This is a genomic window from Streptomyces sp. URMC 126, from assembly GCF_051386555.1.
Lineage (GTDB): Bacteria > Actinomycetota > Actinomycetes > Streptomycetales > Streptomycetaceae > Streptomyces.
The window spans coordinates 1-22,004 of the sequence record NZ_JBPQTX010000020.1; the positions used below are offsets into that span (position 1 = coordinate 1).

General features: G+C 75.8%; 15 protein-coding genes and 1 pseudogene. 10 read left to right on the top strand and 6 right to left on the bottom strand.

Annotation, left to right across the window (positions count from 1 at the left end):
• From ACSNOK_RS04425 to ACSNOK_RS04450, 6 genes are all read left to right on the top strand, one after another.
• The coding region (locus ACSNOK_RS04425; protein ID WP_436779223.1) for a DUF3050 domain-containing protein at positions 1-868 on the top strand (868 nt) is incomplete at its 5' end.
• Positions 869-896: 28 nt separating this feature from the next.
• A complete protein-coding gene (locus tag ACSNOK_RS04430) occupies positions 897-2,249 on the top strand; it encodes an aldehyde dehydrogenase family protein (protein WP_436779224.1) in 1,353 nt (450 codons plus the stop codon).
• Positions 2,250-2,482: 233 nt separating this feature from the next.
• Positions 2,483-5,101, top strand: coding sequence for a class III lanthionine synthetase LanKC (gene lanKC / locus ACSNOK_RS04435; RefSeq protein ID WP_436779225.1), 2,619 nt, complete (start codon positions 2,483-2,485; stop codon positions 5,099-5,101).
• Positions 5,102-5,173: 72 nt separating this feature from the next.
• Positions 5,174-5,293, top strand: coding sequence for a SapB/AmfS family lanthipeptide (locus ACSNOK_RS04440; protein WP_436779226.1), 120 nt, complete (start codon positions 5,174-5,176; stop codon positions 5,291-5,293).
• A gap of 294 nt (positions 5,294-5,587) precedes the next feature.
• A complete protein-coding gene (locus ACSNOK_RS04445) occupies positions 5,588-7,282 on the top strand; it encodes an ABC transporter ATP-binding protein (protein WP_436779227.1) in 1,695 nt (564 codons plus the stop codon).
• Positions 7,275-10,214 carry an ATP-binding cassette domain-containing protein gene (locus tag ACSNOK_RS04450; protein ID WP_436779228.1) on the top strand — a complete coding sequence of 980 codons (2,940 nt, stop codon included), beginning with the start codon at positions 7,275-7,277 and terminating at the stop codon, positions 10,212-10,214. Before ACSNOK_RS04445 ends, ACSNOK_RS04450 begins: the two co-directional genes overlap by 8 nt.
• On the opposite strand, the pseudogene ACSNOK_RS04455 reads toward ACSNOK_RS04450, so the two are convergent.
• Positions 10,137-10,613: pseudogene (locus tag ACSNOK_RS04455) on the bottom strand (LuxR C-terminal-related transcriptional regulator); the annotation flags it as partial. The gene ACSNOK_RS04450 and the pseudogene ACSNOK_RS04455 overlap by 78 nt on opposite strands.
• Positions 10,614-11,210: 597 nt before the next feature.
• Here ACSNOK_RS04455 and ACSNOK_RS04460 point away from each other — a divergent pair.
• Positions 11,211-12,332, top strand: a complete 1,122-nt coding sequence (locus ACSNOK_RS04460) for an FAD-dependent oxidoreductase (RefSeq protein ID WP_436779229.1) — start codon at positions 11,211-11,213, stop codon at positions 12,330-12,332.
• A 17-nt stretch (positions 12,333-12,349) separates the two neighbouring features.
• Here ACSNOK_RS04460 and ACSNOK_RS04465 read toward each other — a convergent pair whose 3' ends face one another.
• From ACSNOK_RS04465 to ACSNOK_RS04480, 4 genes are all read right to left on the bottom strand, one after another.
• Positions 12,350-13,102: a class I SAM-dependent methyltransferase gene (locus tag ACSNOK_RS04465; RefSeq protein WP_436779230.1), complete on the bottom strand. Its 753-nt coding sequence runs from the start codon at positions 13,100-13,102 to the stop codon at positions 12,350-12,352.
• 81 nt (positions 13,103-13,183) lie between these two features.
• The gene (locus tag ACSNOK_RS04470) at positions 13,184-14,449 is read right to left on the bottom strand and encodes an ATP-grasp domain-containing protein (protein ID WP_436779231.1); all 1,266 of its coding nucleotides are present in this window, start codon (positions 14,447-14,449) and stop codon (positions 13,184-13,186) included.
• Between the two features lie 586 nt (positions 14,450-15,035).
• Complete coding sequence (locus ACSNOK_RS04475; protein ID WP_436779232.1) at positions 15,036-16,514, bottom strand: MFS transporter; 1,479 nt, start codon at positions 16,512-16,514, stop codon at positions 15,036-15,038.
• A 12-nt stretch (positions 16,515-16,526) separates the two neighbouring features.
• Entirely contained in the window at positions 16,527-17,489 is a 963-nt protein-coding gene (locus tag ACSNOK_RS04480; RefSeq protein WP_436779233.1) for a siderophore-interacting protein, read from the bottom strand.
• Positions 17,490-17,768: 279 nt separating this feature from the next.
• Here ACSNOK_RS04480 and ACSNOK_RS04485 point away from each other — a divergent pair, with 279 nt between their 5' ends.
• Positions 17,769-18,368, top strand: coding sequence for a TetR/AcrR family transcriptional regulator (locus ACSNOK_RS04485; protein ID WP_436779234.1), 600 nt, complete (start codon positions 17,769-17,771; stop codon positions 18,366-18,368).
• A gap of 143 nt (positions 18,369-18,511) precedes the next feature.
• On the opposite strand, the gene ACSNOK_RS04490 is transcribed toward ACSNOK_RS04485, so the two are convergent.
• Entirely contained in the window at positions 18,512-19,588 is a 1,077-nt protein-coding gene (locus tag ACSNOK_RS04490; RefSeq protein ID WP_436779235.1) for an ABC transporter substrate-binding protein, read from the bottom strand.
• 225 nt (positions 19,589-19,813) lie between these two features.
• Between ACSNOK_RS04490 and ACSNOK_RS04495 the strand changes: the two genes are divergently transcribed.
• Together ACSNOK_RS04495 and ACSNOK_RS04500 are read left to right on the top strand one after the other, a co-directional pair.
• Positions 19,814-20,863, top strand: a complete 1,050-nt coding sequence (locus ACSNOK_RS04495) for a FecCD family ABC transporter permease (RefSeq protein ID WP_436779236.1) — start codon at positions 19,814-19,816, stop codon at positions 20,861-20,863.
• Positions 20,860-21,936, top strand: coding sequence for a FecCD family ABC transporter permease (locus ACSNOK_RS04500; protein ID WP_436779237.1), 1,077 nt, complete (start codon positions 20,860-20,862; stop codon positions 21,934-21,936). Before ACSNOK_RS04495 ends, ACSNOK_RS04500 begins: the two co-directional genes overlap by 4 nt.
• The last annotated feature ends 68 nt before the right edge of the window (positions 21,937-22,004 follow it).

The following is a 22,004-nucleotide window of genomic DNA, read 5'->3' on the forward strand; positions in this document are numbered from 1 at the left end:
GCACCGGGCGCCACCCCGCCCGGCCCCGCGCCGGGCACCCCGCTCCCCGTCCGTCCGCTCCCTGGAGCCGTCCATGGTCACCTCGCGCTACCACACCCGGATCACCCACCCTGGGCTCACCGCGCTCAGGGGGGAGATCGAACCCGCCCGCAAGAGCGTCCTCGCCCACCCGCTGTACCAGAGCGTCACCGGCCCGGACGCGCTGCGGGTCTTCATGGAGCACCACGTCTTCGCCGTCTGGGACTTCATGTCCCTGCTCACCTCGCTCCAGCGGCGGCTCACCTGTGTGGAGGTGCCGTGGGTGCCGACCGGCCCGGTGGCCAGCCGGCGGCTGATCAACGAGATCACGCTGGTGGAGGAGAGCGACGCGTACGGGGACGGCTTCATCAGCCACTTCGAGCTCTACCGGGCCGCGATGGACGACATGGGGGCGGACACCGGGCCCGTCGACGCGTTCGTCCGGGAGCTGCGGGCCGGGACGCCGGTGTCCGCGGCGCTGCGCACGGCCCGGGTGCCGGAGCCGGCGGCGCGGTTCGTCGACGCCACCTGGACCGTGCTGGAGACGGCGCCGACGCACTGCCAGGCGGCGGTGTTCGCGTTCGGCCGCGAGGACCTGATCCCGGAGATGTTCGAGCAGGTGGTGCGGACCGAGGACGCGGACGGCCGGACGGCCCGGTTCCGGGACTACCTGGAGCGGCACATCGAGGTCGACGCGGACGAGCACACGCCGATGGCGATGCACATGCTGGTCGATCTGTGCGGGGACGACACGGAGAAGTGGAAGCGGTGCGCGGACGCGGTCCGGACGGCGCTGCACGCGCGGGCCGATCTGTGGACGGCGATCACGGACGCCATCGCGGCGGGCTGACCCCGCCCCCGACGGAGAGGAGACCGGTGTGCTCACCGACCCCCGCACCGGCCGGGCCCGTCCGCACCCCGCCGCGTCCGGCGGCGGGCGGGGCGTGGCGGAGTCCGCCGGCGCCGCCGTGGCGGCCGCCCGGCGGGCGCTCCCCGGCTGGTCCGGGCTGACCGCGCGGGAGCGGGCCCGGCGGCTGCTGCGGTTCGCGGCGGTGCTGGAGGACGCGGCCGGGGAGTACGCGGCGGCCGAACGGGCGGGCACCGGCAAGCCGTTCGCCGAGGCCGCCGCCGAGGTGGCGCAGTGCGTCGACGTCATCCGGTTCTCCGCCGGCGCGGCCCGCGCGGACCTCGCGCCCGCCGCGGGCCGGCGGCTGCCGGGCCGGGAGAGCTGGGTCCGCTGGGAGCCGCTGGGGGTGGTCGCGGCCGTCGTGCCGTGGAACTACCCGCTGCTGATCGCGGTGTGGCGGTTCGCCCCGGCGCTGGCGGCCGGCAACACCGTCGTCCTCAAGCCGGCGGAGACGACGCCGGACAGCGCGCTGCTGGCCGCCCGGCACGCGCACGAGGAGCTGGGGCCGGGCGTGCTGACCACGCTGCCGGGCGGCCGGGAGACCGGGCGGCGGCTGGTCGGGCACGAGGGGGTGGACGCGATCGCGTTCACCGGCGGCCGGGCCGGCGGACTGGACGTGGCGGCCCGGGCCGGGGTACGCCGGGTGAGCCTCGAACTGGGCGGCAACTGCCCGGCGTTGGTGCTGCCGGACGCCCCGGCGTACACCTGGGAGCGGCTGGCCGCCGCCTGTGTGTACAACGCGGGCCAGAGCTGCGCGGCCCCGGCCCGGGTGCTCACCCCGCGCTCCTGCTACGAGCGGACGGTGGCCGGGCTGGCCGGGGCGCTGGCCGGCCGGCGGGCCGGCGCCGACTTCGGCCCCCTGAACAGCCCCGAGCAGCTGAAGCGGTTCGACGGGCTGCTGGCGGCGAGCCGGGCCGGCGTCCGGCACGTGGCGCCCGTCGCGCCCGCCGAGGACGAGCGGGACGGCTACTGGCGGCCCGCCACGGTCCTCGCCGACCTGCCGGACGACGACCCGGCCGTGTGCGAGGAGGTGTTCGGACCGGTGCTCACCGTCCAGGCGGTGCCGGACACCGACGCGCTGGTCCGGGCCGCCAACGGCGTGCCGCACGCGCTGGCGGCGAGCGTGTGGGGCGAGACGGTGCCCGAGGTCCTGCGGCTGGCGGGCGCGCTGGACGCGGGCGAGGTGTGGGTCAACTGCCACCTGGAGCAGACGGCGGAACTCCCGCACGGCGGACGGCGGCAGTCCGGCCAGGGCACGGACCTGAGCGTGCTGGCCCTCGCCGAGTACCAGCGGCCCAAGACCGTCACCGTCGCCCTGGACTGACACCGCGGCGTCCCGGTGTGCCGGCCCGGTGTGCCACTCCGGCGGCCCGGAGTGGCACCCGAGCGCACGGAAGGGGCAGCGAAGCGCCCGCAGGCGGCATCGGAGCGCCCGGAAACGGCACCGGAGCTCCCTCTTCCAACCATGCGTTTCACACGGCCCGTTGGTGACACGTGTGACTGGCCCGGCTCCCCCCGGCGTGGAAATCTCGACGCATCACAGCCGAGGGGGAGCACATGGACAAGCGGTACGAGGTCTACTGCCTGGCCGACCGGCACTTCTACGAGACCCCGGACCGTCTGCCCGCCCTCGCCGGGACCGCCACCGAGGACGGTCTGTTCGAGACCGCGCGGCGGCCGGTGCCGGACGGCTGGGCCACCGCCCGCAACGGCGACTGGCTGAACCTCTTCCCCGCCGGTCCGGACGGCGGACCGCTGCCGGGGCAGCCGCTCCAGGGCTGGAAGATCCACGTCTCCGCGACCGCCGGCACGGCGGACAAGACGGCGGCCGACGTGTGGGACTACTGCGTCCCCCGGGGCATCCCGTTCAAGTTCGTGCCCGGGCCGCACCTGCTGCACCTGCGCAACACCAAGTACGCGGGCCGCGACCACAGCGGAAAGTTCGTCACCGTCTACCCTGCGGACGAGGAGCAGCTGCGCACGGTGCTGGAGGAGCTGGACGCGATCCTCGGCGGCCGGCCCGGTCCGTACATCCTCACCGACCTCCGCTGGAACGCGGGCCCGCTCTACGTCCGGTACGGCGCCTTCGCCCGCCGCTTCTGCGTAGACGAGCGCGGCTCGCTCGTCCCGGCGATCGAGGACGGCACGGGCCGGCTCGTCCCCGACCCCCGCGACCCGGCCTTCCGGGTGCCGTCCTGGGTGACCCTCCCGGCGTTCCTCGCCCCCCACCTCGCGGCACGCAACGCGACCACGGTCGCCGACCTGCCGTACCGCATCGAGAAGGCGCTGCACTTCTCCAACGGCGGCGGCGTCTACCGGGGCACCGACACCCGCGACGGGCGGAAGGTCGTCCTCAAGGAGGGCCGGCCGCACGCCGGGCTCGCGGCCGACGGCGCCGACGCCGTCGCCCGGCTGGAGCGGGAGCGCGACGCGCTGGACCGGCTCTCCGGCCTCGACGCGGCGCCCGAGTTGCGCGACTGGTTCACGCTCGGCGAGCACAGCTTCCTGGTGATGGACTTCGTCGAGGGCAGACCGCTCAACTCCTTCTTCGCCGAACGGCACCCGCTGCTCGCCGCCGAGCCCGACCCGGCCGCCACCGCCGCGTACACCGCGTGGGCGCTGCGGATCCACCGGGCGGTGGCGGAGGCCGTCGACGCCGTCCACTCCCGCGGGCTGGTCTTCAACGACCTGCACATGTTCAACATCATGGTGGCGCCCGACGAACGGTCGGTCACGCTCATCGACTTCGAGGCCGCCGCGCCGGCGAGCGAGCACGGCCGGCAGGTCGTCGCCCACCCCGGCTTCTTCGCCCCGCCGGACCGCCGGGGCCGGGACGTGGACCGGTACGCGCTGGCGTGCCTGCGGCTGGCCCTGTTCCTGCCGGTCACCACGCTCTTCGTGATCGACCGGGGGCATGCCGCGCACCTGGCCCGGGTGATCGCCGAACAGTTCCCCGTACCGCCGGAGTTCCTGGACGAGGCGGTCGCGGAGATCACCCGCGACACGACGGCCGGGACCGGGGCACGCACCCCGGCGGCCCGGCCGCCCCGGCCCGGCGACTGGCCGGCGAGCCGGGACTCCATGGTCCGCGCCCTCCTCGCCTCGGCCACGCCCGAGCGGGACGACCGCCTCTTCCCGGGCGACGTCGCCCAGTTCGGCGACGGCGGCGGGCTCGGCCTCGCGCACGGCGCCGCCGGGGTGCTGTACGCCCTCGCCGAAGCGGGCGCGCCCCGCTACGAGGCGGGCGAACGGTGGCTGCTCGACCACACCGACCCCCTGCCGCCCGGCACCCCGCTCGGCCTCTACGACGGCATCGCCGGCACCGCCCTCGTCCTCGACCGCCTCGGCCACACCGCACGTGCCCTCGACCTCACCGAGGCGGTGCTGCGCGAGAACTGGCGACGGCTCTCCTCCGACCTGCGCGGCGGCCTGGCCGGCCTCGGCCTCCTCTTCGACCACCTCGCCACTACCACCGGCGAGGACGCGCTCCGCGACCACGCCGTACGCGCCGCCCAGACGCTCGCCGACCGCCTCGCGGCCGACGACCCCGGCGAACCGGCGGGCGGACGCCGCGCGGGCCTGCTCCGCGGGGCGACGGGACCGGCCCTGCTCTTCCTCCGGCTGTACGAACGGACGGGCGCGCCCGACCTGCTGGACCTGGCCGGCCGGGCGCTCCACGCGGACCTGGCGCGCTGCGTCACCACCGGCAACGGGACGCTGGAGGTCGACGAGGGGTGGCGGACCATGCCGTACCTCGGCGACGGGAGCGCGGGCGTCGGCATGGTCCTCGACGACTTCCTGGCGGCGGCGGGCGGCGACGCCGCCGCGGACCCGGCGCTCGCCGCGGCCCGTGACGGCATCACCGCCGCGGCCCGAGCCCGGTTCTACGCGCAGCCCGGCCTGTTCCAGGGCCGTGCCGGCATGATCCTGCACCTCGCCCGCACCACCGCGCCGGGCGTCACGCCCGGGCAGGTGGCCGCGCAGGTCGACGCGCTGGACTGGTACGCCATGGGCTACCGGGGCGAACTCGCCTTCCCCGGCCACCAGATGATGCGGCTCTCCATGGACCTCGCCACCGGAACGGCCGGCTGCCTGCTGGCCCTGGCCGCGGCCGTCGGCGACCGCCCGGCCCACCTGCCGTTCCTGCCGCCGCTCCCCGGCCCGCGCCCGTCGTAGGGCCCCCTTTGGACCCGGCGCCGCCGCTCGGCGGAGCCGTAGCACCGACAGTCCCCGAGAAAGGACATGATCATGGCACTTCTCGACCTGCAGAGCATGGAGTCCGACGAGCTGCACGGCGGTGGCGGCGGGCAGAGCACCGTGAGCCTGCTCTCCTGCGTCAGCGCGGCGAGCGTCCTCCTGTGTCTGTGACCCGACGGGTCTGAGACCCCGGCCGGTCCCCGCCCGCGGGGGCCGGCCGGGTCCGGCCGTACACGGTGGGTCGCCCCGGTCCCTCCCTTTCACCGTTTCCCGGGGCCGCGCCCCAGACCCCGCTCGTCCTCAATCGCCGGACGGGCCGATCCAGCCCGTCCGGCGATTGAGGACAGCGCCCGAAGGGCGCTTCGGGGGTCTGGGGGCTTGCCCCCAGGAATCGGCGAATGGGGGTGCCCCCTCTGGGGGAGGGACCGGGGCAACCCTCCCCCCGACCGCGAAGGCGGTGACCGCATGGCCCGAACGAACACCGCCGCAGGCGACCGGCTCCTCCTGGCCACCACCCGCCACAGCGCGACCCGAGCCACCACCCTCACCCTCATCTCCCTCATCTCCGCCGGAGCCGCCCTCCTCCTCCCCGCCGCCCTCGGCCACGCCGTGGACAAGCTCCTGGCCCACGACGCGGGCGCCACCCGCTGGGTGGCACTGTGCGCCGCGCTCCTCGCGGCCCCCGCCGTCCTCGACGCCCTCGCCGACCTCCTGGCCGGCACCACCGCCGCCCGCTCCACCGCCTGGCTCCGCCACCGCCTGCTCCGGCACGTCCTCGCCGCCGGCCCGCGCGCCACCGCCGGCCACCCGCCCGGTGACCTCGTCACCCGCCTCGTCGGCAACACCGCCGACGCGGGCGCCGCGCCGGGCGCCCTCGCCGCCGCCGTCGCGTCGGTGGCCGCGCCGCTGGGCGGCGTCGTGGCCCTGGCCGTCATCGACCCGTGGCTGGCCGCCGCGTTCCTGGCGGGCGCGCCGCTGCTCGTCCTCCTCCTGCGGGCGTTCACCCGCGCCTCCACCGACTGCGCCGCCCGCTACCAGCGGCTGCAGGGCGATATCGCCGGGCGGCTGGCCGAGGCCCTGACCGGGGCCAGGACCATCGCCGCCGCGGGTACGGCCGACCGCGAACGCGACCGGATCCTGCGCCCGTTGGGCGGCCTGTCCCGGCAGGGGCACCGGGTCTGGCGGGTCCAGGGGCGGGCCGCCGCCCGGGCCGTCACGCTGGTGCCGCTGCTCCAGATCACCGTGCTCGCCGTCGCCGGACTGCGGCTGTCCCAGGGCCGGATCAGCGTGGGCGACGTCCTGGCGGCCTCCCGGTACGCGGTGCTCGCCACCGGCGTCGGCATGCTGGTCGGCCAGTTGAGCGGACTGGTGCGGGCCCGGGCCGCCGCCCGCCGATTGACGGAGGTGCTCGCCGTCCCCGCCCCCGGCTACGGGTCCCGGCCGGCGCCGCCCGGCGACGGCACCCTGGAACTGCGCGGGGTCGGCGCCGTACGCGGCGGCCGGACCGTCCTGCGCGACGTCGACCTCACCGTCCCGGGCGGCACCTCGGTGGCCGTCGTGGGCCGGTCCGGCACGGGCAAGTCGGTGCTCGCCGCGCTCGCCGGCCGGCTCGCCGACCCGGACGCCGGGACGGTCGCGCTCGACGGCGTCCCGCTGCCGGAGCTGAGCCACGACGCGCTGCGGCACTCCGTCGGCTACGCCTTCGAGCGGCCGGCCCTGCTGGGCGGCACGATCGGCGGCACCATCGCCTTCGGCGCGGCCGACCCGGGGCACGACGCGGTGACCGCCGCGGCCCGGGCTGCCTGCGCGGACGGCTTCGTGCGCCGCCTGCCGGAGGGGTACGCGACGCCGTGCGCGGCGGCGCCTCTCTCCGGCGGCGAGGCCCAACGCCTGGGCCTGGCACGGGCGTTCGCCCACGCGGAGCGCGTCCTCATCCTGGACGACGCCACGTCCAGCCTGGACTCCCCCACCGAGCGCGAGGTCGGCCGGGCGCTGCTGCACGACGTCGCCGCCCGCACCCGGCTGATCGTCGCCCACCGCGCGTCGACGGCCGCCCGCGCGGACCGGGTCGTCTGGCTCGACGAGGGACGGGTACGGGCGGCCGGGCCGCACGCGGAGCTGTGGCGGCTGCCGGAGTACCGGGCGGTGTTCGGTGCCTGAGCCGGTCCGCACGCCGTCCGTCACCCGGCAGGGGCTGCGGTTCCTCGCCGCCCGGCGCGCCACCCTGGCCCGGCTCGCCGGCTGGTCGGTACTGGAGGCCGGGCACACTTTCGCGCTGGGTTACGCACTGGCCCGCGCTCTGGATGAGGGGTTCCTCGCCGGCCGGGCGGCCACCGGTCTCGGCTGGCTCGGCCTGGCGGCCCTCGCCGTCCTCGCCGGGGCGTACGGCACCGGGCGCACCTACCGCGCCACGGCCGACCTCGTGGAGCCGCTGCGTGACGGCCTCGTCCGGCGGGTGGTCGGCCGGGCGCTCGTGGACGGCGACGCCGCGGCGGTCTCCCGCCTCACCCACCAGGTGGAGATCGCCCGCGATACGTTCGCGGGGCTGGTGATGGTCTCCCGCTCCTTCGTCTTCACGGCCGCCGGCGCGCTGGCGGGGCTGTGCGCCCTGGCGCCCGCTCTCCTGCTGGCGGTGGTACCGCCGTTGCTGCTGGGCCTGCTGCTGTTCCTGGCGACACTGCGGATCCTGGCGCGCCGCCAGGAGGCCGTGCTCGTGGCCGACGAGGCGCTGGCCCGCTCCCTGGACGAGGTGGCGCGCGGGCTGCGCGACATCACGGCGGGCGGCGCCGAACGGCGCGTCGCCGCCGCGACCGGCGCCCTCGTCGACGCCGAACGGGACGCCGCCCGCGCCCTGGCCCGCTGGTCGCTCGTCCGTGTCGCCGCCCTGACCCTGGCGGGCCGCCTGCCGATCGTGCTGCTGCTCACCCTGGCCCCCTGGCTCCTGGACCGCGGCGTCACGCCGGGCGCCTTCGTCGGGGCGCTGGCGTACGTGACCCAGTCCCTCCTGCCGGCAATCCAGGAGCTGGTCCACGGGCTGGGGGCGAGCGGCGCCCGGCTCGCGGTGGTGGTACGCCGGTTGACGGGGGGCCCGACGGACGCCGCCGGGCGGCCCGGCGGCCCGGGTACGGGCCCGGGCACGGGCGGAACCGTGCCGCCGGCCACCCCGGACCGGGCCGCAGCCGGCCGGACGGCGTGGACGACCCGCGACGTCCTCGCCCGTCCCTCGGCGGACGGTCCGCCGAGCGCATCCGCCATGGGCACGACGGACGCGACGGTTCCCGTCGGCCCGGCGGAACCGACCGCCGCGCACCGTCCGTCACCCGCGCCCCGGCCGACCGGCCCCGCGCCGACGGCAACCGCCGCGCCGCACGGCGCCGACGACCGGCCGGCGGCCACTCCCCAGGGACCGTCCGGGCGGGACCGAGGACACCCTCCGCACGCCGACGGAACGACAACCGCCACACCACCACCGGCACCGGCAGCCGACGCCACGCCGCACCACGCCGGAAACCGGCCCCCGACGGACATCACGCGCGGGCCGGCGGCGCCGCAGAACCCGGGGCATCCGCCGCAGGGCGCGCAGGCGGCGCAGACGACCCGGCAGGACCGAGGACACTCCCCGCACGCCGACGGAACGACAACCGCCACACCACCACCGAAGCCGACAGCCGACGCCCCACCGCACCGTGCCGGAAACCGGCCCTGGATGGCCATCCCGCCCGGGCCGGCGGCACCGCACGACCCGGGGCATTCGCCGCAGGGCGCGCAGGCGGCGCAGACGACCCGGCAGGACCGAGGAAACCCCCCGCACGCCGACGGACCGACAACCGCCACACCACCACCGGAGCCGACAGCCGGAGCCACACCGCACCACGCGGGAAACCGGCCCCCGACGGGCATCCCGCGCGGGCCGGGGGCGCCGCACGACCCGGGGCGTCCGCCCCAGGTCGGGCAGGCGAAGCCGGACGCCGTACCGGGGCACACCGAGGGCCGACCGCCGACGCACCCCGCGCGCGAACCGGCCGAACCGGCGGCGCGAGCGAGGCGGCACCGGCCTGAACACCCCGTACCGGCGGCCGTCGGGCCGGCGGCACCCGCGTCGCGTGGACGTGTGCCGGGGAACGGCGCGGACGCATCCCGCTCGCCGTCCCGCGCCGCCTCCGCCGCCGGGGTGCTGGAGTTCCGCGACGTCACCTTCGCCTACGGACCCCACGCCGCCCCCGTCGTCCGCGATCTGAACCTCCGGATCGCTCCGGGGACCCGGCTCGCCGTCGTAGGGCCCAGCGGGATCGGGAAGTCGACGCTGACCGGGCTGGCGGCCGGACTGCTGGTGCCCGGCCGGGGGGAGGTAGCCGTCGGGGGAATGCCCGCGCGGGACGCGGCGGCGCGGGCGGCGCGGGTGCTGATCCCGCAGGAGGCGTACGTGTTCTCGGGGACGCTGGCCGAGAACCTCGGCTACCTGCGGCCGCACCCGGTGCCGGAGGACGAGCTGTGGGCGGCGGCGGAGGCCGTCGGCATGGCGGGGCTCGCCGAGCGGATCGGCGGGTTCCGGGCGCCCGTGGCGCCCGCCGGGCTCTCCGCGGGCGAGCGCCAGTGGATCGCGCTGGCCCGGGCCTATCTGTCCCCCGCCCCCCTGGCCCTGCTGGACGAGGCGACCTGCCACCTCGACCAGGCCGCCGAGGCCCGCGCCGAGGACGCGTTCGCCCGGCGGCCGGGCGGCACTCTGGTCGTGGTCGCGCACCGCGCCGCGTCGGCGCTCCGCGCGGACCGGATCCTGGTCATGGACGGGCCGCACACGGTGTGCGGGGACCACGCGGAACTGCTCCGCGTGTCCCCGCTGTATCGCGACCTCATGGCGGAGGCCGGGCCGGAGTCCTCTGACGGGGCGTCAGGCGCGGGCCGGTCGGGCCCAGCCCCGTCAGGTGCGGGCCCGTCAGACCCAGCCGGCTCCCTGGGCGACTCTTATGGCGTCCACCCGGTTCCGCGCGCCGGTCTTCCGGGTGATCGCGGACATGTAGTTGCGCACGGTCCCGTTCGACAGGTGCAGACTGCGGGCGATCTCCCCGACGCCGGCGCCCTCGGCGGCGAGTGACAGCACGGTGAGTTCACGACGGGTGAGAGGGATCTCGGAGGCCTCCAGAAAGCCGAAGCCGAGGGATTCGTCGATGTAGCGCTCGCCCTTGGCGACGTATCTGATGCCCTCGACCAGCCGGTCGGGTGAAGCGTTTTTGCTCAGGTACCCCAAGGCCCGCTCCTCGTACGCCCGGCGCAGGGGCCCCGGCCGTTCCGCGCTCGCCAGCGCGAGCAGGGCCGGTCGCGTGCCCCCCTTGCCCCACCCGCCGGAGAGCTCCCGCAGGCCCGCGCCGGTCGCGTGGGGGCTGTCCATGTCGACGACACAGACTCTCGGCCGCACCGTGCGCGCGGTGACCACCGCCCGCCGCCACGGCGCCGCGTGCACCTCGAACTCCGGTTCTCTGCCGATCAGTTCCATGAGGGCGGTGCGCAGCAGCGAAGTGTCGTGCACCAGGAGAACTCGAATCACGGATTCCGTCCCACCCTTCCCGTTTCCCCCCGTTGTGCGTCTTGCTCGGGGCACGTCAACAATTCATACCGGCGTGTGCCACGGTCACGGGCGGGGATCACTGACCCGCAGGGGGCGCAAGGGCGCACAACTTTCGTCACGCGCGCCCCAAATTCACTCGAACGCGCCTGCCGGAACTCTTGAAACCGCAGTATTCCCCGTGTCCGTCAAGGCCGTGTGGTGCGCGACAGCGGTTGCCCCGAACCGGCCGCGGCAGTCGGGGCGGGCGGCACTCCCGTGGGGGCGGGCGGGGAGCCGCCGGCCGGACGGCACCGTTCCGCCGTCCACGGCGGGGCACCGGTATCAGGCGATTGTCGGTGATCCCGGCGGGTTGTCGGTGATCTGTCGGTGGTCTGTCGACGGGCGACGGGACATTGGTTGTGGCCGGCAAGCGGGAACCCCACCGCCGGCCACCGGCCGTACGTCATCCGGACCCACCGGACGGCGACGCCACGTGACCTGTCGGGCGTCCACCCGACGGTCCGCGCTCAGAGAAGGAGTCTCCCCATGACCACCGACGTCACGATCATCGGCGCCGGGCTCGGCGGCCTCACGCTCGCCCGCGTTCTGCACCTGCACGGCATACCGGCCGCGGTCTACGAGGCGGAGACCTCCCCGGAGGCGCGCTCGCAGGGCGGGATGCTCGACATCCACGACTACAACGGACAGCTCGCCCTCCAGGCTGCCGGCCTGATGGACGAGTTCCGCGAGATCGTCCTGGAGGGCCGGGAGGCGTTGCGGTTCCTCGACCCGCGGGGCAACGTCCTGTTCGACAAGGCCGACGACGGCACGGGCGGGCGTCCCGAGGTGCAGCGCGGCGAGCTGCGGCGGATGCTGCTCGACTCGCTGCCGGCCGGCACCGTCCGGTGGGGGCACAAGGTCACCGGCGCCCGCGCCCTGGGCGACGGCCGGCACGAGGTGACGTTCGCCGGCGGCGGGCGCGTCACGACCGGGCTGCTGGTCGGCGCGGACGGCGCCTGGTCGCGGGTCCGGCCGCTGGTCAGCGGCGCCGTGCCCGAGTACGTCGGCCGGTCGGTCGTCGAGACCTACCTGTTCGACGCCGACACCCGGCACCCGGTCGCCGCGAAGACGGTCGGCGGCGGGTCGCTGATCGTCCCCTCGAAGGACCGGGAGCTCTTCGCACACCGCGAGAAGGGCGACACCCTGCACGTCTACGCAGGGCTGCACAGGCCGCGGGACTGGTTCGACGCCATCGACTTCACCGACGCCGCCGCGGCAACCGCGCGGATCGCCCGGGAGTTCGAGGGCTGGGCGCCGGAGCTGGTCGCGCTGATCACCGACACCGACGTCGCGCCGGTCCTGCGTCCCCTCTACGCGCTGCCGGCCGCGCACCGGTGGGAGCGGGTGCCGGGGGTGACCCTGCTCGGCGACGCCGCCCACCTCGCCGCCCCGAACGGCGAGGGCGCCAACCTGGCCATGCTCGACGCGGCCGAGCTCGGCGAGGCCCTCGCCGCGCACCCCGGTGACGTCGAGGCCGCGCTCGCCGTGTACGAGCGGGCCCTGTTCCCCCGCAGCGCCGAGGTCGCCGCCGCGGAGGAGACCGCGGCGGACGGGGACGACCGCGACCCCATCCGCGCCCTGCTCGCCGCGTTCGGCGAACAGGAGTAGCCCCGGCGGGCCGGACGTCAGGCGCCCCTGAAACGGGCGAGGACGAACAGGGCGGGCCCGGACAGGTCGCCATCGGAGGCGTCGGTGTCGTCGTACATGCCGAGCACCCGGAAGCCGTGCTCCGTCAGGTGGTGCTCCAGCTCCATCGGGTACAGCAGCCGGAACCGGACGTGGTCCGTCACCGGCTCCCGCCCGGCCACCCGCCACAGCCGCCTGCGGGTGAGCAGCTGGCGACGCCGGTCGAGGGTGTACGTGGCCTCGGCGGTGGCGGTGAAGGCGGGGGCGGCGAGGGTGAAGTGGCGCCGGAACGCCGCGTCGTCGGGGTCGGCGAGCGGGTTGGGCACGTGGACGAAGAGCAGGGTGCCCGGCCGGGAGTGGGCGGCGAAGGTCTCCACCGCGCGGGACACGTCGTCGTTGGCGTGCAGGTTGGACAGCGCCCAGCCGAAGCAGGTGACGGCGTCGAAGGTCCGGCCCAGCCGCAGGGTCCGCATGTCGCCGAGGCGGTAGTCCGGGCCGGGACGCCGGGCGCGGGCGAAGGCGAGCATGCCCTCCTGGCAGTCGAACCCGACGCAGTCCACTCCGGCCCCGGTGAAGTGCTCGACGTGCCGGCCGGTGCCGCAGCCGGCATCGAGCAGCGTCCGGATCCCGTCCGGGGCGTGCTCGTCGAACAGCCTCGCGCACATCCGGGGGATGTCCTTCTCCGTCCCCGGATACACCTCCTCGTAGAGCTCGGGGCGGTCGTAGAGCAGGTTGCTGAGCAGAGGGTCCATCGCTGCCTCTCACAGGGCTGTCTGCGGGCCGCCGGTCCATCGGTCCGCCAGTCCGTCGGATCCGTCGGGTCCGTCGGTTCGTCACACGGCGGTGGTGCCCGGTTCGGTGTCGAAGGCGATCCGTGCCGTCAGTCCGGCCACCAGGGCGTCGACGGCGTCCGCGTCCGGGGCGCCGGCGACGAGGACCGCCGGCCGGGAGTACGAGTCGCGGGCGGGTCCGATGACGTCGCCGGGCGCGACCCGAAGGTGGGCCGCGAGCACGGCCGGGTGCCGGCGGACCTCGTCCCAGCCGTGGACGGCGCGCAGCCGGCCGGGCGGGGCGAGGGGGAACTCGGCGCGGGCCGCGCCCGACGCGGCGGGTACGGGGGCCGGGGCGCGGCCGAGCAGGTCGTCGAGGAGGGTTCCGTACAACTCCAGCCCCGGCCGGGTGTGTTCGACGAGCGCGTGGATGTAGTCGCCGCCGCCGCGGTCGTGCAGTTCGCCGAGGACGACGCCGTCGGGGGTCACCCAGAACTCGACGTGGAAGACGCCGCGGGTGACGCCGACGGCCGTGAGGGCGCGGGCGACCGCGCCGGCCGCCTCCCCGGCCGTCGCCTCGTCCAGCCCCGACGGCACCCGCTGGCTGGTCTCCACGAACCCCTCGCCGGTGCCCTTGCGGGTGAGGGCGAGGACGTGGGGGACGCCGCCGACGAGGACGCCCTCGGCGGAGTACTCGGCGCCCGCCACGAAGGTCTCCACGAGGAACCCGGGGGAGGCGGGCAGCGCCCCCATCGCGGCCGGAGGCGAACCGAACTTCCCTAGCGCTTCCGGCAGTTGTTCCGCCCGGTCGACACGGGAGACGCCGATGCCGGCCAGCCCGTCGCGCGGCTTGACGACCCACGGGCCCGGCCCGTTCTCGCGCAGGAACCGCTCGGCGTCGGCGAGGTCCGCGCAGAGCGCGGTGCGGGGCTGCGGAAAGCCGGCGTCGCGCAGCCGCTCCCGGCACAGGTCCTTGTTCCGCACCCGGCGCACCACCTCCGGATCGTTGCCCGCGATGCCCAGCTCGCGGGCGATCACCGCGGCGGGGAGGACGGACAGTTCGCGGATGGTGGCCACGGCGGCAGGGTGGAGGGCGCGTCGGCCGGCGGCCCAGGCGCGGCAGGCGTCGGCGTCGTGGACGTCGAGCGGCAGCACGGTGTCGTAGCGGGCGAGCTCGTCCGGCGTCGCCGTCCGCAGGTTGTCCGCAGTGTCGGCGCCGGCGAGGGCGAGCCCGCGGCGCCGGGCCTGCTCGCACAACCGCCGTAGCTGGTCACGGCCCCAGGGCGTCAGGGCGGTACAGCCCAGGACGAGGAGCGTCTCCTCCGTCACGCCAACCGACTCCCTCCCCAGCGAAGGTGCCGACGGACGGGCCGCCGTACGGGTCACCGGACGCGCCGTCGGACAGGGCTCTACGAGTATGCGCACCCGCCGGGGGCCTGCCAACCACAGGCGGTCGCCGGGCGCGTCGGAGCGGCGGGAAGCGGCCAGGGGGTGGCGTGGCTCGGAAGGGTACGACGCGGTCGCGGCTCTTCCGCGGCGCGGCCGGGTGTCGCCGGCCTTTCCCCGGCGCGGCCGGGTCGCCGCCGGCCCTTCCCCGGCGTGGCCGGGTCATGGCTCGCTCTTTCGCGACGTGGCCGGGTCGTGGCCCGCTCTGTCACGACGTGGCCGGGTCACCGCCGACCGGGCCCGCGCCTCGGCCGGGCGGTGGGTTAGGGACGGACCGAGAGCGGGGGAGGGTGCCGACGACGACCGCCCGTGCGGGCGTCCGCGCCTCCTCCGCCTGGCCCCGCCCCTGCCTCTCCCCACCGCCGTATCACGGCCGTTCGGCGGCGGGAAGCCGCGGGCACCCTTGCCGTGCGCCGCCCCGCCCGCCTGCCCTCCCCGTGCCCGCGCCCGTGCCGCGCCCGAGCGACCCTCAGGACGCCGGGCCGCGCGCCGGCTCCGCCTGCGGATCCGGTTCGGCCGCCGCCTCCGCGTCCCGCCTCGCCCGGCCCGGCAGGACGGCCGTCAGCAGCGCGGCCGACACCAGCAGTCCGGCGCCCGTCAGCAGGGCCAGACCGTAGCCGTCGTTCAGTGCGACCAGCGGCGCGTCGCCGCGGCCGGTCAGCGTCGTCGTCCGGCTCGTCGCCACGCTCACCGTGATCGCCAGGCCCAGGGAACCTCCCACCTGCTGGGCGCTGTTGAGGATGCCGGAGGCCATTCCGGCGTCGGCCGGCGGCACGCCGGCGGTCGCGGCGGAGGCCAGCGGCACCACGCACGCGCCGATGCCCAGGCTGGTGACCAGCGACGGGCCGAGGACGTCCGTGAAGAAGCCGCCGTCGGCGCTGACGCGGCTGAACCAGAACAGTCCCAGCGCGCCGACCAGCGCGCCGGCCGCCGCGGGCAGCCGCAGGCCGGTCCCGGCGGAGAGTCTCCCGACGAGCAGGGCGCTGGTGACGAAGCCGAGGCAGAAGGGGATGAACGCCAGACCCGCGACGGCCGGGCTGTAGTCCAGGACGCGCTGGAGGTAGAGCGAGACGAAGTAGAAGCTCGCGAACTGCCCCGCAGCCAGCAGCAGCATCGTCACGTTCGCCCCGCTGACCGTCCGGTTGCCGAACAGCCCCAGCCGCACCAGGGGGTTGCGCGCGGCCCGGGACTCGTACCGGACGAAGCCCGCCAGCAGCACCACCGCGGCACCGAGCATGCCCAGGGTGAGCGGGGAGGAGAGCGGATGGTCGCCGGTGCGCCCCACCCCGAACACCAGGGCGGTCAGGCCCGTGGTGGCGAGCAGGGCGCCGCCCACGTCGAGCCGGCCGCGGAGCTCGGGGCGGCCGTCGGGGACCATCCGGCCGGCCGCCGCGGCGAGCACCACGACCGGCACGTTGATCAGCAGCACCCAGCGCCAGTCCAGGTACTCGGTGAGCACTCCGCCGATGAGCACCCCGGCCGCGCCGCCCGCCGAGCCCGCCGCGCTCCACCAGCCCAGCGCCCGGCCGCGTGCCGGTCCCTCGGGGCAGCAGGTGGTGACGATGGTCAGCGCGGCGGGGGCCAGGACGGCCGCGCCCAGCCCCTGTACGGCACGGGCGGCGACCAGTTGGCCCGGCGTCTGGGCGATCCCGCCGGCCAGGCCGGCCAGACCGAACAGCCCGAGCCCCCACCAGAGCACCAGCCGGCGCCCGTAGAGGTCGGCGATCCGGCCGCCGAGCAGTAGGCAGCCGCCGAAGACCAGCGTGTAGGCGTTGACCACCCACAACAGCCCCGATTCGGTGAAACCGAGGTCCTCCCGCATCGCCGCCAGGGCCACGTTCACCACGGAGGCGTCCAGGGTCACCATGAACTGGACGGCCACCACCACCGCCAGCACCCAGCCGTACCGGATGCGTTCCCCGGCCTCCGCCGGCGTCTTGTCCCGCACGTCGCGCTCCTGTCAGACCCTCGTCCGGACGGTTTCCGGGGCGGCACTCCGGGATCCGCCACCGGGAGCGGCGGCACCGTTGTCGTCCACCACCGCCGGCGTGTCGGCCGCGCCCGGCGCGTTGTCGGCGTCCTCCGCGTTCACGTCGTCGCCCTCGGTGGCGACCCACTGCTCGACCGTCATGCCGTGCCGCCAGTAGCCGGACGCGTCGAGGGCCCTCCGGTCCAGACCGCGCTCCCTGAGCAGGTGGCGCCGGACGGCGCGGACCGTGCTCGCCTCGCCGGCGACCCAGGCATGCACCACGCCCTCGGGCCAGGCCAGTTCGCGGACCGCGCGCTCCAGCGGCGTCGGTGCGCGCCACCCGGCCGGATCGCTCCGGACCCAACGGATCTCGGTCCCGGCGGGCGCCTCCAGGTAGTGCTCCTCGTCCGCGTCCGCCACTTCGCAGATCACGAGGGCCCGGCCGCCGGCGGGTATGCGCTCCAGCATGGTGGCGATGGCGGGCAGGGCGGTCGCGTCGCCGACCACGAGGTGGACGTCGGCCTCCTGGGCGGGGATCCAGCCGCCCGTCGGCCCGGCGATGCCGAGCATGTCGCCCGGGCGGGCCCGGCGGGCCCAGTCGACGGCGCGGCCGTCGCCGTGTAGGACGAAGTCGACGTCCAGTTCCAGGGTGGCCGGGTCGAAGGAGCGCACCGTGTACGTGCGAGCGTGCGGGATGGCGGCTCCCTCGGGATACCGCATCCCGGTGGGGCCGATTTCGGGCAGGGCCGGGGCCCGCTCCCCGGGCGCGGGGAAGAACAGCTTGATCCGCTCGTCGGCGGCGCGACCGGCGGTGAAACCGCGCAGGGTCTCGCCGCCGACCCGCAGCCGCAGCATGCGGGGGGTGAGCGCGGTGGCCCGCAGCAGGGGGGCCAGGTAGGTCTCGATCCGGGCTCGCGGGCGCCGTTCCCGCGTGCTTCCCTCGGCTCGCCTCATCGGCGGCACCTCGTTTCCGTGGGTCTCGTTCGTCGGGCCGCGTCGCGCGCCTCGGACTTCATCGGGCTGCGCCGAACTTCGGCGAACCTCGCGGGACTTCGTAGGACTTCGTCGGGCGGCCGTTATCTTACGCGTATAAAAAGGTTAGGCTCAAGGTCTCGCGGCGACCGGGGCTCCCACGGGCGCGAGCGAGTACGGAGAAAGGGCAGAACACTGGCCGGCAACAGCACTTCCAACGGCAGGCGGGGCCGTCCGCCCCGGCTCTCCCGCGAGCACATCGTGGCGGCGGCCTACGAGATCATCCTCAAGGAGGGAGCCGAGCACCTGACGATGCGCCGGCTGGCGGCGACGCTGGGCAGCACCGCCATGGCCGTCTACCACCACGTGCGGGACAAGGACGAGCTCCTCTCGCTCGTCCTGGAGCACGTCGCCCACACCCTCCCCCGGCCCCCGCTGCCCGACGATCCGAGGGAACGGGTCGTGGTCGTCTGCGGGTTGATGCACCAGGCGTTCGCCGAGCATCCGTGGGTGGTGCCGATCCTGGCCCGCGGCGAGCTCGTCGGCATGTCGGCGGTCTGGATGACCGAGGAGATCCTCGGCGCCCTCACCACCTACGGGCTGGACCGCGAGGAGGCGTTCTGGGCGCACCAGACCCTCTGGTACTACACGGCGGGCCGCGCCCTCGCCACCCCGCCGCGCCTCCGCCCCGAGCCGGACGACGCGTCGGGCCGCCACTACCCCGAGACCACCGCCGCCCAGGACACCGCGGCCCGGTACCCGCACGTCACCTCGTACGCCGAGGACTCGCGGGAGCTGGAGGACCGGTACACCTACGAGCAGGGGATCCGGCACATCCTCGACGGGGTGCTGGGCGACTGACGGCGCGGGGCGCCGGGCGGACCGCGGCACGGGGAGGGCCGCCTCCTCCCGGACGCCCCCTTCCCGCACGCCCCCTTCCCGAAGGCCCTCCTCCCGGACGCCCTCGTCCCGAACGGCCTCCTCCCGAACGCCCTCCTCCGGCATCACCCGACCCGCTTCCCCTTCTCCAGCGCCTCGGCGAGCCGTTCCATGAGCGGGGCGTAGCCCGCGTAGCTGAACTGCGCCTCGTTGTTCCAGGGGACGACCTGCCCGGCCTTGACCGCCGGCAGGTCGTTCCAGGTGGGCTTGGACCGCACGGCCTCGTCCAGCGGCATGTTGATGGACCGCTGGTCGTAGAAGAGGATGTCGGGGCGGTACGTGTCCGCGTTCTCCCAACTGTGTTTCTCCCAGTAGCCGGGCGGCCCGGGGCGCTCGGGGACGATCAGCCGGACGCCGAGCTCCCGGTAGTAGCGCAGGTCGGGCAGTTTGCCGGGGACGGCGGCGGAGAGCGCGTCGGGCTGGGCGGCGACGGCGAGCACCCGCAGCCCGCCGTTGGCCTTGGCCGCGCGGCGCAGCCGGTCCGCGGCCCGCTCGAACCGGGCCTTGGCGTCGACGACGGCCTTGGCCCGGAGGTCCGCGCCCAGGGACGCGGCGAGTTCGGCGTACCGCTCGACGGCCCGTACCAGCGTGACGTCGGAGGTGCGGATGCCGACGCTGGGCGCGAAGCCGAGGATCTTCTTCTCGCTCTGCTCGGGCACCTGCCACAGGTGCTGCCCCACATTGACGTTGGAGACGAGGAGTTGGGGCCGCAGCGCCGCGTACTTCTCGATGGAGAACTGGCCGATGTCGCCCACGGAGGTGAGCCGGTCCACGTCCAGGTTCCCGGCCTGCGGGGCGGGCTTGCCGCCTTTCAGCCTGGCCGGGCCGTAGACGGCGACGCAGTCGACGCCGTAGTCGTGCAGGGCGGCGGCGGAGGCGACGTACGCGACGATCCGCTTGGGGGTGGAGCCCGCCTTCGCCGTCTCGCCACGGTCGTCGCGGAAGCTCCAGCCGCCTCCGGAGCCGTCGCCGCCCGAGCCCTTGTCGGAGCCGTCGGAGCCGCCGCCGCAGGCCGTCAGCAGCGCGCCGACGGTCCATGCCCCGCCGGCGGCGAGCAGGCCGCGGCGGGACGGAGCAGGGGGGCGCCACGGGACTTTCTGACGGTTCGTCAGCTCGATGGGTGCGCGATCGGGGGCAGTCAAGGCGCCTCGCTCTCAACACGGTTCACGGAATACGGGTCACTGATGACGGGGTCACGGTCGCTGATGACGCGTTACGTGCCGCGCGGTGCACGGGCCGACGTGTCACACGCCCCGCCTCCGGCATGCCGCACACGCACGGCAGGCCGGAAGACGGAATGCCCGCGGGATCGCGACGCCGCTTTACATGTATAGCTATAACAGGTGAGGTTAGGCTAACCTATCTGAATGCTGTTGAACAGGCCGGTGCCCGGCACGGCGGCACCCCCTCCCCCGACCCCGAGACGACGCCAACTCCCGCACCGCATCCTGCTGCTGACGTCCTGCGCGCTCCTGCTGCTGCTCGTCGCCCTCAGCCTGGTGGTCGGTGCCCGGGCGGTGCCGCCCGACCACGTCTGGCACGGCCTGTTCGACTTCTCCGGCACCACGGACGACATCGTCGTCCGCCGCGTCCGGCTCCCCCGCACCCTGCTGGGCCTGCTGGCCGGCGCCTCGCTCGGCCTCGCCGGGGCGGTCATGCAAGGCCTGACCCGCAATCCGCTGGCCGACCCGGGGCTGCTCGGCATCAACGCCGGCGCCTCGGCGGCGGTCGTCACGGCGATCAGCTTCCTCGGTGTCGCCTCGCCGGCCAGCTACGTGTGGTTCGCCTTCCTGGGCGCCGGAGTCTGCGCGGTCCTCGTCTACCTCGTGGGCGGCAGCCGCTCGGCCACCCCGGTACGGCTCGCGCTGGGCGGTACGGCCGTCTCGGCCGCACTGCACGGATACATCAACTCGGTGCAGCTGATGGACTCCGCGGCGCTGGACCGGCTGCGCTTCTGGACCGTCGGATCCCTCGCCTCCGCCACCTCCGGCATCGTCCTGCGGGTCGCCCCCTTCCTGCTCGCCGGCATGGTCCTCGCCCTGGCCCTCGCCCGCCCGCTGAACTCCGTCGCCCTCGGCGACGACGCCGCCCGCGCCCTGGGCACGAACCTCACCCGCACCCGCGCCGGCGCCTTCCTGGCCATCACCCTCCTCTGCGGGGGCGCCACCGCCGCATGCGGCCCGATCGCCTTCGTCGGGCTGATGGTGCCGCACATCGCCCGCGCCTTCACCGGCCCCGACCTGCGCCGGCTCCTCCCCCAGTCGGCGGTGCTCGCCGCCGTGCTGCTGCTCGGCGCGGACATCGCCGGCCGCGTCGTCGTACGGCCCGCCGAACTCCAGGCCGGCATCGTCACGGCCCTGGCGGGCGGCGCCGTCTTCCTCCACCTGGTCCGGCGCGGGAAGGTGGCCCAACTGTGAACTCCCCTACGTCCCAGGGCGCGCGGGGCCCCCGCGTCCCCGTCCGAGGCCGGGTCCTCCGCCCCGGCGGCCTGTCCATCCGCTTCGACCCCCGCTCCCTGCTCGTCTGCGCGGCACTGACCGCCCTGGCCCTGCTCGCCGCCCTGGCCCTGCTCGGCAGCGGCGACTACCCGCTGTCCATCGCGGACGTCGCCCGCACCCTCGCGGGCGGCGGCAGCCCGGCCGACGAGGCCATCGTCAACGAACTCCGCCTCCCGCGCGGCCTCGCCGCCCTCCTCGTCGGCGCGGCCCTCGGCCTGGCCGGCGCGGTCTTCCAGAGCATCACCCGCAACCCGCTCGGCAGCCCGGACGTCGTCGGCTTCGGCCAAGGCTCGGCCACCGGCGCGCTCTGTGTCATCGTCGTCCTGCACGGCGACAGCACCGCCGTCGCCGCCGGCGCCGTGGCCGGCGGCCTGCTCACCGGCCTGCTGGTGTACGCGCTCGCCTGGCGCCGCGGCGTCCACGGCTACCGGCTCGTCCTGGTCGGCATCGGCACGGCCGCGGTACTCACCGCCGTCAACGGATACCTGCTCACGGAGGCGGAGTTCAGCGACGCCCAGCGCGCCGTCATGTGGCTGACCGGCTCCCTCGACGGACGGAGCTGGGACGACGTGGGCCCGCTCGCGGCGGCCTGCGCGGTCCTGCTGCCCGTGGTCGCCGTGTCCGCGCGCCGGCTCTCGACGATGGAGCTCGGCGACGACGCGGCGCACGCGCTCGGGGTGCCCGTGGAACGCACCCGCCTGTCCCTCATGGCCGCCGCGACCCTCCTCACCGCCGCCGCCACCGCGGCCGCCGGCCCGGTCGGCTTCGTCGCCCTCTCCGCCCCGCAACTGGCCCGCCGCCTCACCCGCTCCCCCGGCCCCCAACTCGCCCCCGCCACCTGCATGGGAGCCACCCTGCTGATCGGCGCCGACTGGCTCTCCCAACGCACCTTCGGCACCGACCGCCTGCCGGTGGGCGCGGTGACGGGCGTCCTGGGCGGCGCGTACCTCGTCTGGCTCCTCGTCACGGAACGGCGGGCTGGCCGGGTGTGAGCGGCTCAACGCGGCCCGGGGCGCGCCGTTCGGCCCGTCCCCACCTTGGCGTCTGCGGTCAGCGTGCG